Annotated in this window: 21 protein-coding genes; 8 read left to right on the top strand and 13 right to left on the bottom strand. The window is 73.1% G+C overall.

All coding sequences use genetic code 11. The features are described from left to right. Positions 1-41: 41 nt before the first annotated feature. Together dapC and fdxA are read right to left on the bottom strand one after the other, a co-directional pair. The gene (gene dapC / locus ACIPLC_RS21575) at positions 42-1190 is read right to left on the bottom strand and encodes a succinyldiaminopimelate transaminase (RefSeq protein ID WP_400474611.1); all 1149 of its coding nucleotides are present in this window, start codon (positions 1188-1190) and stop codon (positions 42-44) included. Between the two features lie 20 nt (positions 1191-1210). Then, positions 1211-1537, bottom strand: coding sequence for a ferredoxin (gene fdxA / locus ACIPLC_RS21570; protein WP_030061559.1), 327 nt, complete (start codon positions 1535-1537; stop codon positions 1211-1213). Positions 1538-1668: 131 nt separating this feature from the next. Here fdxA and ACIPLC_RS21565 point away from each other — a divergent pair, with 131 nt between their 5' ends. After that, a complete protein-coding gene (locus tag ACIPLC_RS21565; protein WP_400474610.1) occupies positions 1669-2682 on the top strand; it encodes a GNAT family N-acetyltransferase in 1014 nt (337 codons plus the stop codon). Positions 2683-2770: 88 nt separating this feature from the next. Further along, positions 2771-3643, top strand: coding sequence for a transglutaminase family protein (locus ACIPLC_RS21560; RefSeq protein WP_400474609.1), 873 nt, complete (start codon positions 2771-2773; stop codon positions 3641-3643). Between the two features lie 7 nt (positions 3644-3650). On the opposite strand, the gene ACIPLC_RS21555 is transcribed toward ACIPLC_RS21560, so the two are convergent. Then, positions 3651-4280: a response regulator gene (locus ACIPLC_RS21555; RefSeq protein WP_400474608.1), complete on the bottom strand. Its 630-nt coding sequence runs from the start codon at positions 4278-4280 to the stop codon at positions 3651-3653. 83 nt (positions 4281-4363) lie between these two features. Between ACIPLC_RS21555 and ACIPLC_RS21550 the strand changes: the two genes are divergently transcribed. Next, positions 4364-4864 carry a GNAT family N-acetyltransferase gene (locus ACIPLC_RS21550; protein WP_400474607.1) on the top strand — a complete coding sequence of 167 codons (501 nt, stop codon included), beginning with the start codon at positions 4364-4366 and terminating at the stop codon, positions 4862-4864. A 50-nt stretch (positions 4865-4914) separates the two neighbouring features. Here the strand turns inward: ACIPLC_RS21550 and ACIPLC_RS21545 are convergent, their stop codons facing one another. The 5 genes from ACIPLC_RS21545 to ACIPLC_RS21525 form a co-directional block, all read right to left on the bottom strand. Further along, positions 4915-5265 carry a hypothetical protein gene (locus tag ACIPLC_RS21545; protein WP_400474606.1) on the bottom strand — a complete coding sequence of 117 codons (351 nt, stop codon included), beginning with the start codon at positions 5263-5265 and terminating at the stop codon, positions 4915-4917. 14 nt (positions 5266-5279) lie between these two features. Next, positions 5280-6551 (bottom strand): sensor histidine kinase, encoded by a 1272-nt coding sequence (locus tag ACIPLC_RS21540; protein WP_400474605.1) that lies wholly within the window; start codon positions 6549-6551, stop codon positions 5280-5282. Between the two features lie 8 nt (positions 6552-6559). Further along, a complete protein-coding gene (locus ACIPLC_RS21535; RefSeq protein WP_400474604.1) occupies positions 6560-7282 on the bottom strand; it encodes an ABC transporter permease in 723 nt (240 codons plus the stop codon). Next, entirely contained in the window at positions 7279-8226 is a 948-nt protein-coding gene (locus ACIPLC_RS21530) for an ABC transporter ATP-binding protein (RefSeq protein ID WP_400474603.1), read from the bottom strand. Before ACIPLC_RS21530 ends, ACIPLC_RS21535 begins: the two co-directional genes overlap by 4 nt. Positions 8227-8441: 215 nt before the next feature. Next, positions 8442-10595: a prolyl oligopeptidase family serine peptidase gene (locus ACIPLC_RS21525; RefSeq protein ID WP_400474602.1), complete on the bottom strand. Its 2154-nt coding sequence runs from the start codon at positions 10593-10595 to the stop codon at positions 8442-8444. 313 nt (positions 10596-10908) lie between these two features. Between ACIPLC_RS21525 and ACIPLC_RS21520 the strand changes: the two genes are divergently transcribed. The 5 genes from ACIPLC_RS21520 (at position 10909) to ACIPLC_RS21500 (ending at position 17000) form a co-directional block, all read left to right on the top strand. Then, entirely contained in the window at positions 10909-11103 is a 195-nt protein-coding gene (locus ACIPLC_RS21520) for a DUF2304 domain-containing protein (RefSeq protein WP_329928134.1), read from the top strand. Positions 11104-11134: 31 nt separating this feature from the next. Next, entirely contained in the window at positions 11135-12106 is a 972-nt protein-coding gene (gene mshB, locus ACIPLC_RS21515; RefSeq protein ID WP_400474601.1) for an N-acetyl-1-D-myo-inositol-2-amino-2-deoxy-alpha-D-glucopyranoside deacetylase, read from the top strand. Further along, positions 12103-12564, top strand: a complete 462-nt coding sequence (locus ACIPLC_RS21510) for a DUF6113 family protein (RefSeq protein ID WP_400474600.1) — start codon at positions 12103-12105, stop codon at positions 12562-12564. The genes mshB and ACIPLC_RS21510 overlap by 4 nt, the downstream gene beginning before the upstream one ends. Before the next feature lie 238 nt (positions 12565-12802). Beyond that, a complete protein-coding gene (locus ACIPLC_RS21505) occupies positions 12803-15166 on the top strand; it encodes a hypothetical protein (RefSeq protein ID WP_400474599.1) in 2364 nt (787 codons plus the stop codon). Between the two features lie 121 nt (positions 15167-15287). Beyond that, positions 15288-17000: an ABC transporter family substrate-binding protein gene (locus tag ACIPLC_RS21500; protein ID WP_400474598.1), complete on the top strand. Its 1713-nt coding sequence runs from the start codon at positions 15288-15290 to the stop codon at positions 16998-17000. Between the two features lie 20 nt (positions 17001-17020). On the opposite strand, the gene ACIPLC_RS21495 is transcribed toward ACIPLC_RS21500, so the two are convergent. From ACIPLC_RS21495 to ACIPLC_RS21475, 5 genes are all read right to left on the bottom strand, one after another. Next, the gene (locus ACIPLC_RS21495) at positions 17021-18070 is read right to left on the bottom strand and encodes an ABC transporter ATP-binding protein (RefSeq protein ID WP_400474597.1); all 1050 of its coding nucleotides are present in this window, start codon (positions 18068-18070) and stop codon (positions 17021-17023) included. 158 nt (positions 18071-18228) lie between these two features. Continuing rightward, a complete protein-coding gene (locus ACIPLC_RS21490; protein WP_400474596.1) occupies positions 18229-19422 on the bottom strand; it encodes an ABC transporter ATP-binding protein in 1194 nt (397 codons plus the stop codon). After that, positions 19412-20464 (bottom strand): ABC transporter ATP-binding protein, encoded by a 1053-nt coding sequence (locus tag ACIPLC_RS21485; protein ID WP_400474595.1) that lies wholly within the window; start codon positions 20462-20464, stop codon positions 19412-19414. The genes ACIPLC_RS21490 and ACIPLC_RS21485 overlap by 11 nt, the downstream gene beginning before the upstream one ends. Positions 20465-20480: 16 nt before the next feature. Further along, positions 20481-21395 carry an ABC transporter permease gene (locus ACIPLC_RS21480; RefSeq protein WP_400474660.1) on the bottom strand — a complete coding sequence of 305 codons (915 nt, stop codon included), beginning with the start codon at positions 21393-21395 and terminating at the stop codon, positions 20481-20483. A 76-nt stretch (positions 21396-21471) separates the two neighbouring features. Next, positions 21472-22398, bottom strand: coding sequence for an ABC transporter permease (locus tag ACIPLC_RS21475; protein ID WP_400474594.1), 927 nt, complete (start codon positions 22396-22398; stop codon positions 21472-21474). Positions 22399-22428: the final 30 nt, after the last annotated feature.

Raw genomic sequence — 22428 nt, 5'->3', positions numbered from 1 at the left:
GGCCGGTGTTCCACGTGGAACACCGGCCCCTTCGCCGTCGGTCAGCGGGCCGCGTCCAGCCGCTCCACGGCCGCGGCCACCCGCTCGTCGGTCGCGGTGAACGCGACCCGGACGAAGCGCTCGCCGGCCGGCCCGTAGAAGTCACCGGGCGCCACCAGGATGCCCAGTCCGGCCAGTTCGGCCACGGTCTCCCAGCACGGGCGGTCCTGCGTCGCCCACAGGTAGAGGCTGGCCTCCGAGTGCTCGACCCGGAAACCGTACGCCTCCAGCGCCGCCCGCAGCGCCGAGCGCCGGGCCGCGTACCGCTCCCGCTGCTCCGCCACGTGCGCGTCGTCCGACAGCGCCGCGATCGTCGCCGCCTGGACCGGCGCCGGCACGATCAGGCCGCCGTGCTTGCGCACCTCCAGCAGCTCCCTGACCACCACCGGGTCGCCCGCCACGAAGGAGGCGCGGTAGCCGGCCAGGTTGGAGCGCTTGGAGAGCGAGTGGACGGCCAGTAGGCCCTCGTGGCCCGCGCCGCAGACGTCCGGGTGCAGGACCGAGACCGGCTCCGCGGACCAGCCCAGCTCCAGGTAGCACTCGTCGCTGACCAGCAGCGCCCCGTGCTCCCGGGCCCAGGCGACCGTGCGGCGCAGCTCGTCCTTGCCGAGCACCCGGCCGGTCGGGTTGGACGGCGAGTTCACCCAGAGCAGGCGGACCCGCGAACCGTCCAGCTCGTCCACCGAGCCGTACTCGACCGGCTCCGCGCCGCACAGCCGCGCGCCCACCTCGTACGTCGGGTAGGCCAGCCGCGGGTAGGCGACCTGGTCGCCCGGGCCGAGGCCGAGCTGGGTCGGCAGCCAGGCCACCAGTTCCTTGGAGCCGACGGTCGGCAGCACGGCCTGCGGGCCGATCTCGGCGCCGCAGCGGCGGTGCAGCCAGCCGGCGATCGCCTCGCGCAGCTCCACCGGGCCCCACACCGTCGGATAGCCCGGCGTGTCGGTGGCGGCGGCCAGCGCCTTCTGGATCAGCTCGGGGACCGGGTCCACCGGGGTGCCCACCGAGAAGTCGCAGAGACCGCCCGGGTGGGCCAGCGCGGTCGCCTTGTACGGCTCCAGCTTGTCCCAGGGGAAGACCGGCAGGAGGTCTGAAACGCGGCGCGCCGCCCCCGGGTGGCCCGGGAACGGCGCGCGCGTGCTGTTGGTGCTCACAGCTTGGTTTCCACCGATCGTCAGTGGTCGGCGTTCTGCGGCGGCAGAGCGGCGATGAACGGGTGGTCGCGTTCGATCAGGCCCAGCTTCGAGGCGCCGCCGGGCGAACCCAGGTCGTCGAAGAACTCGACGTTCGCCTTGTAGTAGTCCTTCCACTCCTCCGGAGTGTCGTCCTCGTAGAAGATCGCCTCGACCGGGCAGACCGGCTCGCAAGCGCCACAGTCGACACACTCATCCGGGTGGATGTAGAGCGATCGCTCGCCCTCGTAGATGCAGTCAACCGGGCACTCTTCGATGCACGCCTTGTCCTTCACGTCGACACAAGGCTGCGCGATGACGTAGGTCACGCTGTCGTTCCTCCTCGGAAGGGCCGTGGCGGCCCGTTCTGTTCTGCTCGCGTGCGCGGTGAGCGCGGCGTCGTCGATGCCCGCCCCTAGTATCGCGGGTCGGAGACCGCAAATGCACAGGAGGTGCCCAGATGACGGCAGGCGGCCCGGTCCAGGACCGTCCGGAGGTCCGGATAGATCGCTCTGACGTGGGACGACGCGTGTCCGTCCGGCGCCTCTCGGGGTTCGTGGACGACCGGCCGGTGTTCCGGGATGCGATCGGCGTGCTCACATCGTGGGACGATCATGGATTGACGGTCGCTCCGCGGACCGGCGAACCCGTCTCCTTCGCCGAGAAGCTGCTGGTCGCGGGCAAGGTCGTGCCGCTCTTCCCGGCCCGGCGCGCGCCGCTGCCCACCGTCACGCCCGTCGGACTCCAGCGGATCGCGGCCCGTGGCTGGCCCGCCGTCGAACAGGAGCCGCTCGGCGCGTGGACGCTGCGCGCCTCGGCCGGGTTCACCCGGCGCGCCAACTCCGTCCAGGCGCTCGGCGACCCCGGACCGCCGCTGCCCGACGCGCTCGACGCCGTCCGCCGCTGGTACGCGGCCCGCGGCCTGCCCGCGTACGTCGAGGTGGTCACCCCCGGCTCGCCGGACGACCTGCGGGCCGAGCTCGACCGGCTGGGCGCCCGCTACGCGCCCACCCTGGTCCGCACCGCCCCGCTGGCCGGGCTCGCCCGGGCCGGCTCCGGGCACGACCGGGTCCGGCTCGCCCGCACCGCCGACCCGGCCTGGCTCTCGCTCTACCGGCGGGTCGGCGAGGACGAGGCGCTGGAACGGGCCGCCCGGCAGGTGCTGCACGGCGGGCCGTCGGTCTGGTTCGCCACCGTTCCGGGCGCCCCCGGACAGCCGCCGCTGGCGATCGGACGCGGCGTCATCGACGGGCCCTGGGCCTGCTTCGGCGCGATCGAGGTCGCGCCGTACGCCCGGCGGGCCGGGTTGGCCACGGCCGTCATGGCGGTGCTCGCCGCCCGGGCCGCCGAGGAGGGGGCGACCGGCGGATACCTCCAGGTCGAGGCGGACAACGCCGGGGCGATCGCGCTCTATGACGGACTCGGCTTCACGACCAGTCACACTTACCACTACGCCCTTATCCCCCAGGGGTAGCACCGCCCGCCCCGCCCACCCGCCGCACCGCCCCCGCCACCCCTCCTCCCCGCCGTTCGCCCGCCGTACGAAAGCCGTCGCCGTCACCGTGACCGAGCAGAGCAGAGACCGCTTCCGGACCGCCGCCCGCGCCGAGCACCCCGACCCGGTGCTGCTCTGCCTACTCGCCGCCGCCGAACACGGCCCGGTGCTCGACCCGGACGATCCCGGGGAACCGCCCAGCGTGGACGCCCTGCTCGCCGCCTGCGAGGCCGCCCTGGACCGGCACGCGAGCGCCGTCCGGCTCGCCGTCGCCGAACGCGCCCCCGCCGGGCCCGAGGAGACCGCCGCCCTGCTCGCCGCCCTCCTCGGCGGGCGGGAACGCTTCCACGGGCGGCAGTCCGACTACCGGCGGCTCGAATCCTCGCTGCTGCCCGACGTGCTGCGGCGGCGGCGTGGACTGCCGATCATGCTGTCCCTGGTGTGGATGGCCGTCGGACGGCGGGCCGGGCTCACCGTCCACGGCATCGCGCTGCCCGGCCACTTCATCGTCGCCGTCGGCGGCCCGGCCGGCGGCGACGAGTACGTGCTCGCCGACCCCTTCCACGGCGGGCGGCTGCTCGACCCGGACGACGCCGAACGCCTGGTCCGCAGCGCCGGGCAGGAGTTCAGCCCCGACCTGCTCACCCCCGCCCAACCGCTCGACCTCGTGCTGCGCGTGCTCGGCAACATCCGCGCCTGGGCCGCCGACCGCCCCGAACACGCCCGCACCCAGCTCTGGGCCACCGAACTCGCCCTCCTGCTGCCCCGCCACCCCGCCCAGCTCCGCCTCGAACGCGCCGAACTCCTCGTCCGCACCGGCGACTTCATCGGCGGCTCGGCCGAGATGGACGCCTACGCCCAGATCCTCGACACCTTCGACCCCGACACCGCCGCCGCAGTCCGCCGGGAGGCCCGGGCCGCCCGGCACCGGCTCAACTGACGACCACTCAGAGCCAGCCCTTCTCCCGGGCGATCCGCACCGCCTCGGTGCGGTTGCGGGCCTCGGTCTTCTGGATCGCCATCGACAGGTAGTTGCGGACCGTCCCCTCCGACAGGTGCAGCCGCCGCGCGATGTCCGCGTTCACCGCCCCGTCCGCCGCCGCACCCAGCACGTCCCGCTCGCGCGCCGTCAGCGGATTCGCGCCCTCCGCCAGCGCGGCCGCCGCCAGCACCGGATCAATCACCCGCTCCCCGCGCAGCACCCGGCGGATCGCCTCCGCCAGCTCCGAGGCCGGCGCGTCCTTCACCAGGAACGCGTCCGCCCCCGACTCCATCGCCCGCCGCAGGTACCCCGGCCGGCCGAAGGTCGTCGCGATCACCACCCGCGTCCCCGGCGCGTTCCGGCGCAGCTCGGCAGCCGCCTCGATGCCCGTCATCCCCGGCATCTCGATGTCCAGCACGGCCACCTGCACCCGGTGCGCCAGCACCGCCGCCACCACCTCGTCCCCGCGCCCCACCTGCGCGACGACGTCGATGTCCCCCTCCAGCCCCAGCAGCGCCGCCAGCGCCTCCCGGACCATCCCCTGGTCCTCGGCGAGCAGTACGCGGATCAGGGCCCCGTTCTGAATGTCGCTCATGGCCACGACCTTAGAGGGGTGCCGGGGAGGCCGCGGAAGGTATTCGCCTGGCTCACCGAAGCCCTGCGGGCCAGACTGGCGGCATGCTGACCCTGGAACTCCTCCGCCCGGACCACGCTGACGCCCTGCTGGCCTTCGAGCGCGCCAACCGCGCCTGGTTCGCGAGGACCATCCCGGACCGCGGCGACGCCTACTTCGCGGAGTTCCCGGCCCGCCACGCCGCCCTGCTCGCCGAACAGGACGCCGGCACCTGCCGGTTCCACCTCATCCTCGACGCGGCCGGTGCCGTCCTCGGCCGCATCAACCTCGTCGACATCACCGACGGCACCGCCGAACTCGGCTACCGCGTCGGCGAACACGCGACCGGCCGAGGCGTGGCGAAGGCCGCCGTCGCCGACCTCTGCCAGCTGGCCGCCTCGGACTACGCCCTCACCACCCTCACCGCCGTCACCACCCTCGACAACCTCGCCTCCCAAGCCGTCCTCACCCGCAACGGCTTCACGGTCGTCGCCGAGCTCACCCTCGACGACCGCCCCGGCCTCCGGTTCAGCCGCACCCTCGCCGACGGCCGGCCATCGGAGTAGGACGTCGGAGTAGGACGTCGGCCCGGCCGACTTCCCACTCCGGATGTGCGTCAGAGCCAGCGTTGGACGGCCTCGACGCTGGTGGAGCCGCCGGTGTTGAAGGCGATGGCGGCCTGCGGGGCGTGGCGGCGGACGAGGTTGACGACGAGTTCGAAGAAGGGCAGGGCGGGTTCGGGCTTGCGGATGCCGCCGCCGATGACGACGACGTCCCAGTCCCGGCCGGCGAGGGCGGCGGTGATCGCGGGCTCGGCGGTCTCGTCGGGCGCGACCAGGGTCATCGACGCGTCGATGCCGTGGTCGGCGAAGCGGGCGAGTTCGGCGTCGAGGACGGCCCGCAGGCCGTCGCCGTCCATGCCGGGGACGGCGTGCGGGTCGAAGCCGAGGATGAGTGCAGTAGCCATGCCGGGGAGGACGATCACCCCGACCGATCGGGTTCCTCGGCGGCGCGGCAGACCGGTGCGGTGACCGTCCGCAGCGGGACCGAGGCCCGGAGCCTGAAACCCCGGCCCCGCTCGCCCGGTCCGGTCTCCAGTCGCCCGCCGACCAGGGCCAGCCGCTCCGCCAGGCCCGAGAGCCCGTTGCCCAGCTGGGACTTGCCCGGTCCGCGCCCGTTGTCGGCGATCTCCAGGACGGCGTAGCGCTCGCCGCCGCTCTCCCAGGTCTCGTCGGCCGTGACGGTGCAGACGGTGGCGCCCTCGCCGTGCCGGACGATGTTGGTGACGGCCTCGCGCAGCGCCCAGGCCAGTACGCCCGCCTCCTCGTTGGCGAGGCCCGGCCAGGTGTCGGCCAGTTCCGGCGCGGCCTCCAGCCGGACCTGGGCGGCGGCCAGCGCGGTGCGGGCGGCGGCGAGTTCGACCGGCAGGGTGGGGCGGCGGAAACCGGTCACCGCCTCCCGGACGTCGACCAGCGACTGCCGGGCGACCTGTTCGATGTCGGCGACCTGCGCCCGCGCCGCCTCGTCCTTGCCGGCGTCCATGAACCGCCCGGCCAGTTCGCTCTTCAGGGTGATCAGCGACAGCGAGTGCCCGAGCAGGTCGTGCAGGTCGCGGGCCAGGCGCAGCCGTTCCTCGGAGGCGGCCAGGTGGGCGACGGCGGCGCGGGCCTCGCGCAGTTCCTTCATGGTGCCGATCAGCCGCTGCATGCCGGTCATGGCGGCGCCGGAGAGGAAGGAGGTGAGCGTCAGGGTGGGGATGGTGTCGCCGCCGGCGTGGCTGAGCACGCCGACGGTGGCGGTGAGCACGGCCATGGCGGCGACCCCGGGCAGCGCGTAGCGCACGGGCAGGATCACCGCGACGCACACCGAGGCGTAGGTGAAGAGGGTCAGGAAGGCCTCGCCGAGGACGAAGGCGGAGACGCTCGCGAGCACGACCATCATCGCGACGATCAGCCGGCAGGACCGGGGCCGCATCCCGACCGCCGAGCGGAAGATCACCAGCAGGATGTAGCCGCCGACGAAGACCGCCAGGCACAGCCAGCCGAACACCCGGGCGGCCAGCCCGTGTCCGCCGTGCAGCAGGGTGCCCACCGGGTAGACCAGGTAGATCATCCACATCAGCATCCAGCTGACCTTGACCAGCAGCTGCCGCCTGGTCTCGACCGGCGAGCCCGGGACGTTCATGAACGACGCGCGCGCCGGACCCGCCTCCGGCTGCTCGTCGGATCGGTGGGTCTGGCGCGGCTCGGTCATGTCGGTCATCATGCCTGGCGGGTGTCGCGGCGGTACAACGCCGCCGCGGCGACGACGAACACCATGAGGAAGCCGGCCAGTCCGGCGACCGCGACGGTGTCCAGGGAGTGCCCGGGCTGGGTGAAGGTGGCCAACCGGTTGTACAGGTACACCGGGTTGAACCGGGCGAACTTCTCCAGCGAGCCGCTCACCGGGAACCACGTCCCGCCGAACAGCGCCATCACCATGTAGGTGATCATCACGATGGTCTGCACCGAGTCCGGCGCCGCCGCGTACCCGAGCGCCACCCCGAGCGCCGCGAACACGAAGCTGCCCAGCCACAGCGCCGCCGCCAGGCCGGTCCACTGCGCCGCGCTCAGCGACACGCCCTGGCTCGCGCCGACCGCGAGGACCACCAGGATCGCCGGCAGCGTGGTCACCGAACTCGCGGCGATCTTGCCGAGGGTGTACGCCCGCCCGGGCAGCGCGGTGAGCCGCAGCTGGCGCACCCAGCCGCTCTTGCGCTCCAGCGAGATCCGCTGCGCGCTGCCGGTGAGCACCGCGCCGACCGCGCCGAAGGTGGCCATCGAGACCATGAAGTAGGTCTTCACCGGCAGGCCGCCGGCCAGGTTGGAGGAGGCGTACGCGTGGATGAAGAAGAAGTACATCAGCGCCGGGTAGGCGATGGTGAAGAGCAGGTAGCGCCGGTTGCGGAAGGTCCGCAGGATCTCCAGCCGGATCAGGGTGGTCATCGCGCGGTCTCCTTCTCGGCCAGTTGCTGGTCCTGCTCGCCGGTGATGGTCAGGAAGGCCTGCTCCAGGCCGAGGCCGGTGACCTCCAGCCCGCGCGGGTACAGGCCCGCCCGGTAGAGCCCGGCGACGCTGGCGTCGGCGTCCGCGGTGCGGATCCGAACGGTCCGCACGCCCGGCACCCGGGCGGTGACGTCCAGGGCCTGCACGCCCGGCAGCAGGCGCAGCACGCTCTCCTCGAACTCCCCGTCCACGTCGTGGAGTTCGAAGGCGACCCGGCGGGCCCCGGCGCGCACCTTGATCTCGGCGGAGCTGCCGTCGGCGATCAACCGACCCCGGTGCAGGACGAGGACGCGGTCGGCGATCGAGTCCGCCTCCTCCAGGTAGTGGGTGGCGAACAGCACCGTGCGCCCGGCGTCGGCCTGCGCCCGCATGCTCGCCCAGAACGCCTGCCGGACGGTGACGTCCATGCCGGTGGTGGGCTCGTCGAGCACGATCAGGTCGCTGTCGCCCGCGATCGCGAGCGCGAAGCGGACCCGCTGCTCCTGGCCGCCGGACAGCTTGTCGACCCGGCGCTCCGCCAGTTCGGTGATCCCGGCGTCGGTCAGCACCTCCGCGACCGACCGACCGCGCGGGTGCACGTCGCAGGCGAGCCGGACCAGTTCGCGGACCTTGACGTCGGCCATCAGCCCGCCGCTCTGCAGCATCGCGCCCACCCGGCCGGCCGCGATCGCCTCCCGCGGGGTGCCGCCGAACAGCGTGACGCTGCCCTGGTCGGGCTGGCGCAGGCCGAGCAGCAGGTCCAGGCTGCTGGACTTGCCGGCGCCGTTCGGGCCGAGCAGGGCGACGGTCTCGCCCGGCCGCAGCACGAGGTCGAGGTCGTCCACGGCGCGCACCCGGCCGTAGCTCTTGCCGACGCCGCGGAAGGCGGCCACTTCGGTGCTCATCGTCCCGCCCCTCTCTCCTGGTGGTGTCGCGATCGGTGTCGCGCCCGGTGTCGCGATCGGTGTCGTTCTCACCACCTCAGAGTCCCGTGCGGGCCGGGTGCGGCGGCAGTGTCCGCCGTCGTGCCTTCGGTATGACGGATGTCATGACTGCGGCCGGTACCCGTGTCAGGGGTACCGGCCGCAGAACCGCAGGCCGGGCCGGGTCAGGCCAGGTATCAGACGCCCAGCGCGCGCTTCACGAAGTCGACCTGGAGCAGCAGCAGGTTCTCCGCGACCTCCTCCTGCGGCGTCATGTGCGTGACGCCCGACAGCGGCAGCACGGTGTGCGGGCGGCCGGCCGCGAGCAACGCGGAGGACAGCCGCAGGGTGTGCGCGGCGACCACGTTGTCGTCCGCCAGGCCGTGGATGATCATCAGCGGCCGCTCCAGCCCGGCGGCGTAGCCGGTCAGCGAGTTGGCCGCGTACACCTCGGGCCGCTCGGCCGGGTGGCCGAGGTAGCGCTCGGTGTAGTGGGTGTCGTACAGCTCCCAGTCGGTCACCGGCGCGCCGGCGACGGCCGCGTGGAAGACGTCGGGGCGGCGCAGCACGGCGAGCGCGGCGAGGTAGCCGCCGTACGACCAGCCGCGGATGGCGACCCGGCCGAGGTCCAGCGGGAACTCCTCGGCGAGCGCCTGGAGCGCGTCGGCCTGGTCGTCGAGGGTGGCCCCGGCGAAGTCGAAGGCGATCGACTTCTCCCAGGCCGGGCCGCGCCCGGGGGTGCCGCGCCCGTCGGCGACGACCACGGCGAAGCCCTGGTCGGCGAACCACTGCGAGTTGAGGTGCGGGTTGTGCGCCTGGACGACGCGCTGGCCGTGCGGGCCGCCGTACGGGTCCATCAGGACGGGCAGCAGGCCGTCCCGCTCGCGGTCGTAGCCGGTGGGCAGGAAGACGGCGGCCGGGATGCGGCGCTCGCCGGCGAAGCGGAACACCGGCCGGGCGGTGATGACCGGGGTCTCGGCGTAGGAGGCGATGGTGGCGACGTCGTCGACGACCACGCCTTCGGGCAGGTCCCGGGCGACCTGGACGAGGGTGCCGGGCAGGTCGGGCTCGGCGGTGGCGCGCACGGTGATCCCGCCCGCGTGCACGGCGCTGGTGACGGAGGTGAACGGACGGCCGTTGGCGGACTCCCAGCCGAGCCGCTTGCCGTCGTGGCTGATCCGGCCGACGGCGATCCAGCCGGGCTCGGGGTCGGTCTCCGCGGCGCCGCCGGAGGCGCTGAACAGCACCTCGTCGTCGGTGACGGCGACCACCGACCGCAGGTGCAGGTCGGCCCCGGTGACGGCCTGGTCGCCGATCACCAGCGCCCGCACCCCGCCCTCGTCAGAGATCCGGACCAGCTTGCCGTCCGGGGTCCAGGCCGGGACGCCCTGGAACAGCTCCAGCCAGACGTCGTCGCGCTCCTCGAACAGCACCTCGGTGGCGCCGGTGGCCACGTCGAGGCCCAGGACCAGCTGGCTGCGCTGGTCGCGGGCCTGGACGAGCAGCAGCGGCACGCCGCCCGCGGACCAGTGCACCCGGGCGAGGTACGGGAAGGCGGTGCGGTCCCAGACCACCTCGGTGCGGCCGCCGTCCAGGTCGAACACCCAGAGGCCGACCTCGGCGTCGGCGGTGCCGGCGGCCGGGTAGGCGACCTCGGCGGGCTCGCGCTGCGGGTTGGCCGGGTCGGCGATCCACCAGCGGCGCACCGGGGTGTCGTCGGCGCGCTCGACCAGCAGCCGGTCGCCGTCCGGGGACCACCAGAAGCCGCGGTCCCGGCTCATCTCCTCCTGGGCGATGAACTCGGCCTGCCCCCAGGTGACGTTCGGGCCGTCGGGCTCGGCGAGCACCCGGTCGGCGGTGCCGTCGGTGCGGGTGAGCCGCAGTTCGCCGGCGGTGTTGGCGTAGGCGACGTGGCTGCCGTCCGGGGAGACCCGCGGGTCCAGCAGCGGGCCCTGGGCGGGCAGTTCGGCGGTGGCGCCGGTGGCCAGGTCGGCGGTGAACAGCCGGCCGGAGAGGGCGAAGGCGGCCAGCTGGCCGGCCGCGTCCAGGGCGTAGCCGACGATGCCGGCCGAGCCTTCGCGGCTGCGCTCGCGGCGGGCCTTCTCGGCGGGCGAGAGGTCCTCCTCGCCGCCGCCGAGCAGCACGGCCGGGTCCGCGGCGATCCGCTCCTCGCCGGTGGCGGTGTCGAGGGTCCAGAGCAGGTTGGCCCGGTCGCCGCCCGACCGGGAGCGCAGGAAGACGACCCGCGAGCCGTCCGGTGCGACGGAGAAGGAGCGGGGGGCGCCGACGGTGTAGCGCAGGGTCCGCGCGTACTGCCGGGGGAAGGTGTCCGCAGGGGTGTGGGAGGTCATGGCACCAGACCCTACGACGCCGTACTCCCGCTGCCGGGCGCCTGGTGATCACTCGTTCGGAGCATCGCGCCCGAGTACGCCCCAAAGACGCCCATACCCCCTCCGACCGGCCCGTGCGCCCCACGAGTGCCCCCGTACCCCGGCGCGTGGAGACTCACTGAATGTAATGCTCCCCTTACCCATCGGGTATGACTGGTCGGGCGAGTGATCGTCGGGCCCCGTCCCGGCCCCGGTCGCTCGGCCGCAAGTCCCGTACGGTCCCACCGTCACCCTCCCCAGGGGGTGGCGCACCCGAGAAGGGGTGTGAGCCGACATGGCTTTGTCCGTCTCCGCAGCCATGCTGATGCTGGTCATCGTGGTGGTGCTGATCCGCCGCTCCGGGCTGAAGCTCGCGCACGCGATCGTCTGTGCGCTGCTCGGCTTCTACCTGGCGTCCAGCTCGATCGCGCCGTCGATCAGCCAGGTCACCAGCAACCTCGCCGGGATGATCAACGGCCTGAAGCTCTGACCCCGTCACCGCGGTCGTTAGGCTTCCTCCCATGACCGCGACTACCGGCCGCCGCCTGCTCCTGGTGCACGCCCACCCCGACGACGAGTCGATCGGCAACGGCGCCACCATGGCCCGGTACGCCGCCGAGGGCGCCCACGTCACCCTGGTGACCTGCACCCTCGGCGAGGGCGGCGAGGTGATCCCGCCCGGGCTGGCCCATCTGACGGCCGACCAGGACGGCACCCTCGGCGCGTACCGGATCGGCGAGCTGACCGCGGCGATGCACGCGCTCGGCGTCACCGACCTCCGCTTCCTCGGCGGCCCGGGCCGCTACCGCGACTCCGGGATGATGGGCCTGCCCGACAACGACGTGCCCGGCTGCTTCTGGCGGGCCGACGTGGACGAGGCGGCCGGCCACCTGGTCGCGGTGATCCGCGAGGTCCGGCCGCAGGTGCTGGTCACCTACGACGAGAACGGCGGCTACGGGCACCCGGACCACATCCAGGCGCACCGGGTCGCGATGCGCGCGTACGAGCTGGCGGCCGATCCGGCGCACCGCCCGGAGCTGGGCCCGGCCTGGCGGATCGCCAAGGTGTACTGGAACCGGATGCCCCGCTCGGTGATCGAGGCCGGGCTCGCCGAGACCGCCGCCCGGGCGCCCTTCCCCGGGACGGCCCGACCGGCCGACGTCCCCGGGGTGGTGGCCGACGAGGTGGTCACCACCGTGCTGGACGGCTCCGCGTACGCCGGACGCAAGGCCGCCGCGATGGCCGCGCACGCCACCCAGATCACCGTGGACGGCGCCTTCTTCGCGCTCTCCAACGACCTCGGCCAGCCGCTGGTCGCCACCGAGTACTACCAGCTGGTACGCGGCCAGGCCGGGCCGGGCCGGCCCGAGGACGACCTGTTCGCGGGCCTGGCGCCCGCCACCGACCCGCGGCCCGCCACCGCCGCCACCAACACCGCCACCGCCACCGCCACCGCCACCGCCACCGCCACCGCCGAGGAGAGCGTCCGATGACCGAGCCCGCCGCCGCCCGGCCGCCGCGCCGCTCGTTCCCGGCGGCCGTCCTCGGCACCCGCGAGGAGCGGCTGGCCGAGCCTCAGCCCCCGCGCGCCGCCCGCGTCACGGCCTACGCCCTGTTCTTCCTGCTGGGTGTCGCGGTGTCGGTCTGCGGATCCTTTGTGCAGGCCTTGTGGCCGCCCGTGGGGGTCCTGCTGGCGCTCGCCGCGACCGGCGCCACCTTCTACGCCGGCCTGCGGGTCACCGGTACCCGGCTGGGCGCGGCATTGCCCGCGGCCGGCTGGTTCATGGCGATGCTCCTGGTGATCGTGCCCCGCCCGGAGGGCGACAACGTGCTGTGGTCCAACGCCACCTCGCTCGGCTGGCTGTTCGCCGGCTCGGTCCTGGGCGTGATCTGCGCCACGCTGCCGACCCGTACCAGCTGGTTCCCGGGCGTGCCCGGGCCGCCGCGCTGATCCCGCCCCCGGGGCACGTACGGCACCGCGCACGACGCGCAGTCAGGAGCGCGCGGCCGTACTCTCATACCGGAGGAACCGGACGTATCAGGATCTGTCCGAAGCCGTTCGCCGCTCAGTTCTTCCCAGTATGGTGGTCCCGCAGAACGCCGTACCCGACCGCCGCCCGCCCAGGCCCGGCGACCACGAACCGCGGTCGCGCCGCACGGCCCGCCCGCGAACCCGGAGCAGAGCAGCATTGAGCAGCCGCGAATCTGACAACGCCCACCCGACGCCCCGGCGTACGGGTCCGGACGCCTACCCGTCGGGCACCCCGCCCTACGGCACACCGGGACTCCCGGGCGGCGACCGGGCCGGTGCCGCCCAGGGCGCCGCGTCGGGCGGCGAGGACGACGGCCCGAAGACCGAGACCACCCTGACGACCCGGGTCCGGATCAACATCCCCGGGTCGCGTCCGATCCCGCCGGTCGTGGTCCGCAGCACCGTCAAGAACGAGGACGGCCCGGGCGAGGAGGCCCCGGCGGCCGCCCCCGAGCCGGGCGGCCCGCGGCACCGTTCCGCGCCCTCCTCCCCCGTCCTCGGGGTGATGGAGGGCGGGGCCCGCACGGCCACCCCGCCGGACCTGCCGCCGGAGTGGCAGATCCCGCCGATCCCGCCGGCGACGTCCGAGGCGGAGTCCACCGGTGCCTGGTTCCGGCCCCGACAGAAGAAGGCCGAGCCGGCGCCGACCGCCGTACCCGCCGGTGCCCCGAACGCGCCGAGCGCGCCGGAGGCCCCGGCCGCGCCCGCCGCCGCCGAGCCCCGGCCGACGGCCGCCCCGGCTCCCGGCGCCCGCCCGAACGGTGCCCGCCCCGCCCAGGGCGCGGCCCGTCCGAACGGCCGACCGGTGCCCGCCCAGGCCCAGACCCCGAACCCGAACGGTGCGCCCGCCGCGCCGTTCCCCGCCGGCCCCGGTGCGCAGACCCCGGCGGAGGAGCCCGGCGTGTACGAGGCCGCCTCCCCCTTCGCGCCGCCCACCGCCGACCCGTTCGCCCCGATGGCACCCGAGGCCGGAGCCCGTGGCCGGCGCGACGGCCGCCCGCAGCAGGGCGCCCAGCAGAACGGTGGCCAGCGCAACGGCGGTCAGCGCAACGGCGGCCAGCCGAACGGCCGGCAGTCCGACGGCCACCCGCAGCAGGGCCCGCGTCCGGACACCCGCCCGCAGGGCCCGGCGGCCGGCGCGCCGGGTCCGGAGGACACCTCGGTCGACGGCTTCGAGCCGATCCGCGAGGGCACCCCGCCGCCCGCCGCCATATCCGGCCTGCCGCAGCACGGCACCGCGCACGGCGGCGAAGCCCGCCCGCAGCCCGGCCTGTTCGCCTCGGCCCCGGCCGGTGCCGACCCGTTCGCCGCCCAGCGCCCCGCCGCACCGGGCCAGGACGCCTTCGCCCACCAGGCCCCCGGCGGGCTCTTCCCCGGCGCCCCCGGTGCCGGCCCCGGCCACCCGCAGCAGCCCGGGCCGGACCCGGAGGCCACCGAGTTCACCCCGCTGCCGACCGCCGCCCCGGGCCCCCGGCCCGAGGGCGCCCAGGCCATGCCCACGCCGGCCCGGCCCGCACCGCAGCCGGCCAAGGCCGAGTCCGCGCCTGCCAAGACCAAGGCCAAGCCCAGCGCCGGCAAGAAGCTCGTCAAGCTGGGCGTGTACGGCGTCGGCTTCGTGCTGTTCCTCGGCGCCGCCGCGTACGGCACCGGTCTGATGCTCAACCAGTCCGACATCCCCAAGGGCACCGTGGTGCTCGGCACCGACATCGGCGGCAACAGCCGCGACCAGGCGATCCACCAGCTCGACGAGACCGTCGGCAAGGCCGGCCAGCAGCCGCTCAAGCTGAAGGTCGGCGACCAGACGCTGAACCTCGACCCGACCGTCGCCGGGCTGAGCTTCGACACCACGGGCACCGTGGACGGCCTCGCCCAGCACAGCTACAGCCCGGTCGACGTCATCAAGTCGCTGAAGGGCGGCACCAAGGCGGTCGCACCGGACGTCAAGGTCGACCGGGCCAAGCTCAAGGCCGCCCTGGACACCCTGGCCTCCGGCTCGGGCCAGGGCCTGCAGGAGGGCTACGTCAAGTTCTCCGAGACCGGCGAGCCGGTCGTGGTGCCCGGCCGGGCCGGCCAGGCCGTCGACTCGGCGAGCGCCCTCGACGTGGTCGAGCAGGCCTACCGCGACCGCGCCGCCGGCAAGCCCGACCAGCCGGTCGCGCTCGCCGTCACGGCCGCCCAGCCCAAGGTCTCCCCGCAGGCCCTGCAGGCCGCCGCGGACAGCCTCGGCAAGTCCGCGGTCAACGGCAACGTGTACGTCCTGGCCGGCGCCAAGAAGTGGATCTTCGGCAAGCAGGTCGCCTCCAAGACGCTCACGCTCACTCCGGACGCCTCCGGCAAGATCGTGCCCAAGTGGGACCTCGACGCGCTGAACGGCCAGCTGGGCAGCGTGTTCGACAAGATGAAGGTCAAGAAGAACGGCCAGACCGCCGCGATCACCCCGCAGGACGTCGCGGACGCCGTCACCTCGCTGCTCGACAAGACCGGCGAGAAGGACCGCACCTTCAAGTTCACCGTCGCCTGAGCGATGACCGCGCCGATCGGGGGGCGGGCCGGGATCCGGCCCGCCCCTCGACAACTCCCCCTCCCGGTCAGCAAGATGTGACGCCACACCTTCCGCCACAGCCACCTCGGGGAGCACGCCGATGAGCCGCCGCCTCCAGTACCGGACGGCCCTGCTCGCCGGTCTCACCGCCCTGTCGCTCTCGCTGACGCTCTGTTCGTGCGCCTCCGGCCGGGGCGGCGCCGCGGCGGACGGGCCGTCCGCCACCGGGGCCCCCAAGCTCACCTCGATCGACGTCAACCCGCGCGACCGCTCCCGACTGCGCCAGGGCGGCACCCTGCACCTGGCGATCGCCCAGTTCTCCCGCCAGTGGTCGCCGATCCAGACCGACGGCGGCGAGTCCTCGACGATCAGCGTCACCAAGCCGCTGCTGCCGACCTTCTTCCGCTCCGACGCGGCCGGCACCCAGACCGTCAACCCGGCCTACCTGCAGGACGCCCACGCGGAGCTGCGGGACGGCCGGCAGGTGGTCGTCTGGACGCTCAACCCGAAGGCCCACTGGTCCGACGGCACCCCGATCACCTGGCGCGACCTCGAAGCCAACTGGCGTGCGCTGAACGGGAACGACCCGGCCTACCGGCCCGCCAGCAACACCGGCTTCGAGCAGGTCTCCTCGGTCGAGCGGGGCAAGGACGACTTCCAGGCGGTGATGACCTTCGACCGGCCGTTCTCCGAGTGGCAGTCGATGTTCAACGGCGCCGCCAACGCCCCGCTGCTGCCCGCGAGCCGGCTCGCCACCCCTGAGCTGTTCAACTCCGCCTACCTGGACGCGATCCCGGTCACCGCAGGCCCGTTCAAGGTCGAACGGCTGGACCGCGCCGCCCAGACCGTCACCCTGGTCGCCGACCCCGCCTGGTGGGGCGACAAGCCGATGCTGGACCGGATCGTCTTCCACGCCATGCTGCCCAACGCCATGGCCGCCTCCTTCGCCAAGGGCGAGATCGACCTCTTCAACAACGGCCCGGACGTGGCCGGCTACCAGACCATCAGGAGCACCAAGGGCGCCGCCGTCCGCCGGGCCGGCGGGCCCGACTTCCGCCAGCTCACCCTCAACGCCCGCACCCCGGCGCTCAGCGACGCGACCGTCCGCCAGGCCGTCTTCCAGGCCATCAACCGGGACGCCGTCATCCGCTCCGACCTGAACGGCCTGGACTGGCCCGCCGCCCCGCTCAACAACCACCTGCTGGTCGCCAACCAGAACGCCTACCGGGACAACTCCCTCGGCCTCAGCCGCTACGACCCCGCCGAGGCCGCCCGCAAGCTGGACGCGGCCGGCTGGCGGCTCGACGGCGACGTCCGGAAGCGCAACGGCCGCGAGCTGAACCTGCGGATGGTCATCCCGGCCGGCGTCACCCAGGCGCAGAGCGAGGCCGACAGCGCCACCAGGACGCTCAAGGACGTCGGCATCAAGGTCACCACGGTCACCTCCGCCGCCAACGAGTTCTTCGACAAGTACGTCAACCGCGGCGACTTCGACATCACCGCCTACTCGCTGCTCGGCACGCCCTTCCCGGCCAGCGGCAACCGCGCCGACTTCGTCCAGAACGGCGGCACCAACCACGTCGGCGCGGGCAGCCCGGCGGTGGACGCCGCCCTCGACCGGGCCGCCGCCGCACCCGACGCGGCCACCGCCTCCGAGGCGATCAACCAGGCCGACGGCGAGCTGTGGAAGGTGGCCGGCGTGCTGCCGCTCTACCAGCGCCCACAGTTGTACGGCGCCCGCGCCAACCTCGCCAACATCGGCGCCCAGGGGCTGTCGGACATCGTCTGGGAGAACGTCGGCTTCGAGCGGTAGGCGGCGACGGTCCGGCGTCCTCAGCCGTGCAGGGTCTCCCGCCAGAAGTGGCAGGCGCTGCGCCGGCCCGGCAGCTCGGCGCCGTCGGCATCCACCACCGGCACCAGCGGCGGGAGTTCGCTCAGGCAGCGGTCCTGCACGCGGTCGCAGCGGGGGCTGAACGCGCAGCCCTGCGGGATCTGCAGGAGGCTGGGCGGCAGGCCCTTGATGGCGTGGAGGTTCTGCCCCTTCTGGTCCAGCCGGGGGATCGAGTCGAGCAGGCCCCGGGTGTACGGGTGTGCGGGGCGCGCGTACAGTTCGCGCACCGGGGCCGTCTCGACGATCCGCCCGGCGTACATCACCGCGATCGTGTCCGCGGTGTCGGCGACCACGCCGAGGTCGTGGGTGATCAGGATCAGCCCCATCTGGAACTCGTGCTGCAACTCGGCCAGCAGGTCCATCACCTGGGCCTGGACGGTGACGTCCAGCGCGGTGGTGGGCTCGTCCGCGATGATCAGGTCCGGCTCCAGGGAGAGCGCCATGGCGATCATGATGCGCTGGCGCATGCCGCCGGAGAACTGGTGCGGGTAGTCGCCGACGCGCTGTCTGGCCGCCGGGATGCGCACCCGGTCCATCAGCTCGACGGCCTTCTCCTTGGCCTCCTTGCGACTGGCGCCCTGGTGCACCCGGAACATCTCGCCGAGCTGGTAGCCCACGCTGAGCACCGGGTTGAGCGAGGACAGCGCGTCCTGGAAGATCATCGCGATCTTCTGGCCCCGGACGAACCGCCGGGCCCGGGAGCCCATGGTCAGCAGGTCCTCGCCTCGGTAGAGGATCCGCCCGCCGGTGATCCGCCCGGGCGGCGTGTCCAGGATGCCCATGATCGCCTGCGCGGTCACCGACTTGCCCGAACCGGACTCGCCCAGCACCGCCAGCGTCTCCCCGGCCGACACCGAGTAGCTCACCCCGTTGACGGCCCTGGCCACGCCGTCCCGGGTACGGAACTCGACGTGCAGGTCGTCGACCTCCAGCAGCGGGGTCCCGGGCACCAGGTTCTCCCGACCGCCGCCGATCACCTCCACCATGCCCATCCGAGCAGCCTCCCCCAGCGCAGCAGCGACCACCTATACGCGCAGAGCAACTATCAACGACCCGACCCCACTTGGGGAATTCCGCGGTACGTCTCTTTTCCATCACGAGAAAGGGCGCGCCCCCTGGCGTGGGGGCGCGCCCTGGGTCTCGCGGGCCGCTAGCCGGGCTCGGTGAACCCGGTGCCACCCGGCCCGGTCTCGCGCTCCGCAGCGCTCTGCCCAATCTCGCGCTCCGCCGCGCTCCGCCCAATCTCGCGCTCCGCCGCACTCCGCCCAATCTCGCGCTCCGCCGCGAAGTGACACGCCGAGTCGTGCCGGGCCGCCCCGCCCAGCCAGGACGGCGCGGCGAGCAGCGGGATCTCGGCCGTGCAGCGGTCCTGCGCCTTCCAGCAGCGGGTGCGGAAGCGGCAGCCCGACGGCGGGTTGGCCGGCGAGGGCACGTCCCCGGTGAGCACGATCCGGTCCCGCGACTCCCGGGCCGTCGGGTCCGGCACGGGGACGGCGGAGAGCAGCGCCTGGGTGTACGGGTGGGTGGCGTTCTCGTAGATCTGCTCGTCGGTGCCGATCTCGACCATCTTGCCGAGGTACATCACGCCGACCCGGTCGGAGATGTGCCGGACGATGGAGAGGTCGTGCGCGATGAACACGTACGAGAGGTTGAACTCGCCCTGCAGCTTCTCCAGCAGATTGATCACCTGCGCCTGCACCGACACGTCCAGCGCGGAGACCGGCTCGTCACAAATGATGATCTCCGGCTTGAGCGCCAACCCCCGCGCGATGCCGATGCGTTGGCGCTGCCCGCCGGAGAACTGGTGCGGATAGCGGTTGATGTACTCGGGGTTGAGCCCGACCACGTCCAGCAGGTCCTGAACGGCCTTGCGGCGGTCGCCCTTCGGCGCCACCTCGGGGTGGATCTCGAACGGCTCCCCGATAATGTCGCCGACCGTCATGCGCGGGTTCAGCGAGGTGTACGGGTCCTGGAACACCATCTGGATGTTGCGCCGGACGGCCTTCAGGGCCGCCCCGGACAGCCGGGAGATCTCCTCGCCCTTGTAGCGGACCGATCCCCCGGTGGCCGGCTCCAGGTTCATCAGCACCTTGGCCAGCGTGGACTTCCCGCAGCCGGATTCGCCGACGACGCCCAGCGTCTCGCCCTGCCTGAGGTCGAAGGAAACCCCGTCGACCGCCTTCACCGCGCCGACCTGCTTCCTGAACAGCACGCCCTTGGTCAGCGGGAAGTGCTTCACCAGGTCCCGGACTTCGAGGATCGGCTCGCCGCGCGGCACCTCCTGGGCGAAGGCGGCCTCCCCCGGCACCGCAGCACCCAGTGCGCTGGACCCGTTAGCGGTCATGGAGGGTCTCCTTCCAGAAGAAGCAGGCACTGCCCCGCCCGGCCGTCGGGGCGCCGTCGTCCTCGGCGACCGGGTACAGCTCCGGCACCTCGGCCCGGCAGCGGTCCTGCGCCCGCGGGCAGCGCGGGTTGAAGGCGCAGCCCTGCGGGATCCGCAGCAGGTTGGGCGGTAGGCCCTTGATGGCGTAGAGCTCCTGGCCCTTCTGGTCCAGCCGCGGGATGGAGTCGAGCAGGCCGCGGGTGTACGGGTGCGCGGGGCGCGCGTACAGGTCGTGCACCGGGGCGGTCTCGACGATCCGCCCGGCGTACATCACGGCGATCTTGTCCGCGACGTCGGCGACCACCCCGAGGTCGTGGGTGATCAGGATCAGGCCCATCCGGAACTCCGCCTGGAGCTCCGCGAGCAGGTCCATCACCTGGGCCTGGACGGTGACGTCCAGCGCGGTGGTGGGCTCGTCCGCGATGATCAGGTCCGGCTCCAGGGCCAGCGCCATGGCGATCATGATGCGCTGGCGCATGCCGCCGGAGAACTGGTGCGGGTAGTCGTTCACCCGCTGCTTGGCCGCCGGGATGCGCACCCGGTCCATCAGTTCGACGGCCTTGGCCTTGGCGTCCTTGCGGGACGCCCCCTGGTGGGCGCGGAACATCTCGCCGAGTTGGAAGCCCACCGTCAGCACCGGGTTGAGCGAGGACAGCGCGTCCTGGAAGATCATCGCGATCTTCCGGCCGCGGATCTTGCGCCGCTCCTCGTTGCCCATCTTGAGCATGTCCCGACCGCGGAAGCGGATCTCGCCGCGCGGGATCCGGGCCGGCGGCATGTCCAGGATGCCCATGACGGCCTGTGCGGTCACCGACTTGCCCGAGCCCGACTCGCCCAGCACCGCGAGCGTCTCCCCCGCCCGGACGCTGTAGTTGACCCCGTTGACGGCCTTGACCACGCCGTCCCGGGTGACGAACTCGACGTGCAGGTCGCGGACGTCGAGCAGCGGGCCCTCGTACGACGCGTCCCGCTTGGACCTGGTGGCGTCCACGGCTGTACTCACGTTGCGCTCCCCTCGCTCAGCGAAGCTTCGGGTCGAGGGCGTCGCGCACCGCGTCGCCCAGCATGATGAAGGCCAGCACGGTGACGGAGAGCGCCGCGGCCGGGAAGAACAGCGCGAACGGCGCCGTCCGGATCACCTTCTGGGCGGAGGAGATGTCGATGCCCCAGGAGATGGTCGGGTCCTGCAGGCCGATGCCGAGGAAGCTCAGCGTCGCCTCGGTGGCGATGTAGCCGCCGAGCGCGATGGTGGCGACCACGATCACGGGGGCGATCGCGTTCGGCAGGATGTGCCGGAACATCAGCCGCCCCGTCCCGGCGCCGAGCGCCCGGCCGGCCACCACGTAGTCGGACTGCTTGACGGTCAGCACCGCGCCGCGCATGACGCGGGCGATCTGGGTCCAGCCGAGGAAGGCCAGGGCGATGACCACGCTCCACACCGTGCGGGTGGTGAAGGCGTTCAGCAGCACCAGGGCGCCGAGCAGCAGCGGGATGCCGAAGAAGATGTCGACGATCCGGGAGATCACCGCGTCGACGGCGCCGCCGAAGTAGCCGGCGACCATGCCGGCCAGTCCGCCGAGCACGGTGACCGCCAGGGTCACGCAGATGCCGACGGTGATCGAGGCGCGGGCGCCGTACACCACCCGGGCGTAGATCGACCGGCCCTGCCCGTCGTAGCCGAACCAGCCGGCGCCGAAGAAGTCGGCCCAGTCCGGCCGTCTGAGGTAGTTGTGCACCAGGTCGGCCTTGCGCGGGTCGGCGTCGGTGAACGCCCACGGGAAGATCGCCATGACGACCAGCAGCAGGATCAGCACGGCCGAGATCAGGAAGATCGGCCGCCGGCGCAGGTCCCGCCAGGCGTCGCCCCAGAGGCTGCGGGCCTCCTCCCGCTTGGCCGGGTCGGCCTCGACCAGGGTCTCCTGCTCGACCGCCATGCCCTGCTCCCCCGCGTAGTCGAGGTGCGAGACCCCGGGCTTGGGGCGCGGCTCGTACGAGTTCTCGTCGTGGACGTCAGGCATAGCGGATCCTCGGGTCCAGGACCGCGTAGAGCAGGTCGACGAGCAGGCTGGCGACCAGGTAGACGATCACCAGGACGGTCACGATGCCGACCACGGTGGGGCCTTCCTTCTGGTTGATCGCCCGGTACAGGACGTTGCCGACGCCCTGCACGTTGAAGATGCCCTCGGTGACGATCGCCCCGCCCATCAGGGCGCCGAGGTCGGTGCCGAGGAAGGTGACCACCGGGATCAGCGAGTTGCGCAGCAGGTGGCGGGAGATGATGGTCCGCCGGGGCAGCCCCTTGGCGACCGCCGTGCGGATGTAGTCGGCCCGCAGGTTCTCGCCGATGGACGTCCGGGTGAGCCGGGCGACGTACGCGAGCGAGAGCGAGCCCAGCACGATCGCGGGCAGGATCAGCTGGGAGAGGTCCGTGGAGTCCTGCACCGTCGGAGTGACCCAGCCGAGGTTGGTGGCGAAGATCGTCTGCGCGATGTAGGCCAGCACGAAGACCGGGATCGAGATCACCACCAGGGTGAGGATCAGCACCAGGGTGTCCTGGATGCTGCCGCGCCGCAGGCCGGAGGCCATGCCCAGGACGAGGCCGAGGACCACTTCGAAGACGAAGGCCATCAGCGCGAGCCGGATGGTGACGGGGAAGGCGGTCGCCATGATGTCGGAGACGGAGCGGCCGGTGAAGCTCGTCCCGAAGTCCCCCTGGAAGAGGTTCCCCATGTAGTGCAGGTACTGCTTCCAGACCGGCTGGTCCAGGAAGTACTTGTGCTTGATGCTGGCCACGATGGCCGGGTCGGCGGCCTTCTCGCCGAACAGCGCCGTCACCGGGTCGCCCGGCAACGTGTAGACCATCAGGAAGATCAGCAGCGTGGTGCCAAAGAACACCGGGATCATCTGCAGCACCCGCCGCAGCACGTAACTGCCCATCCGAGCCTCCTTCCTAGACGTGCCCGGGTT

Source organism: Kitasatospora sp. NPDC086801, assembly GCF_044745805.1.
Taxonomy (GTDB): Bacteria; Actinomycetota; Actinomycetes; order Streptomycetales; family Streptomycetaceae; genus Kitasatospora.
The sequence above is the reverse complement of the archived record's forward strand: the minus strand, read 5'-3'. Positions and strand labels throughout refer to the sequence as shown.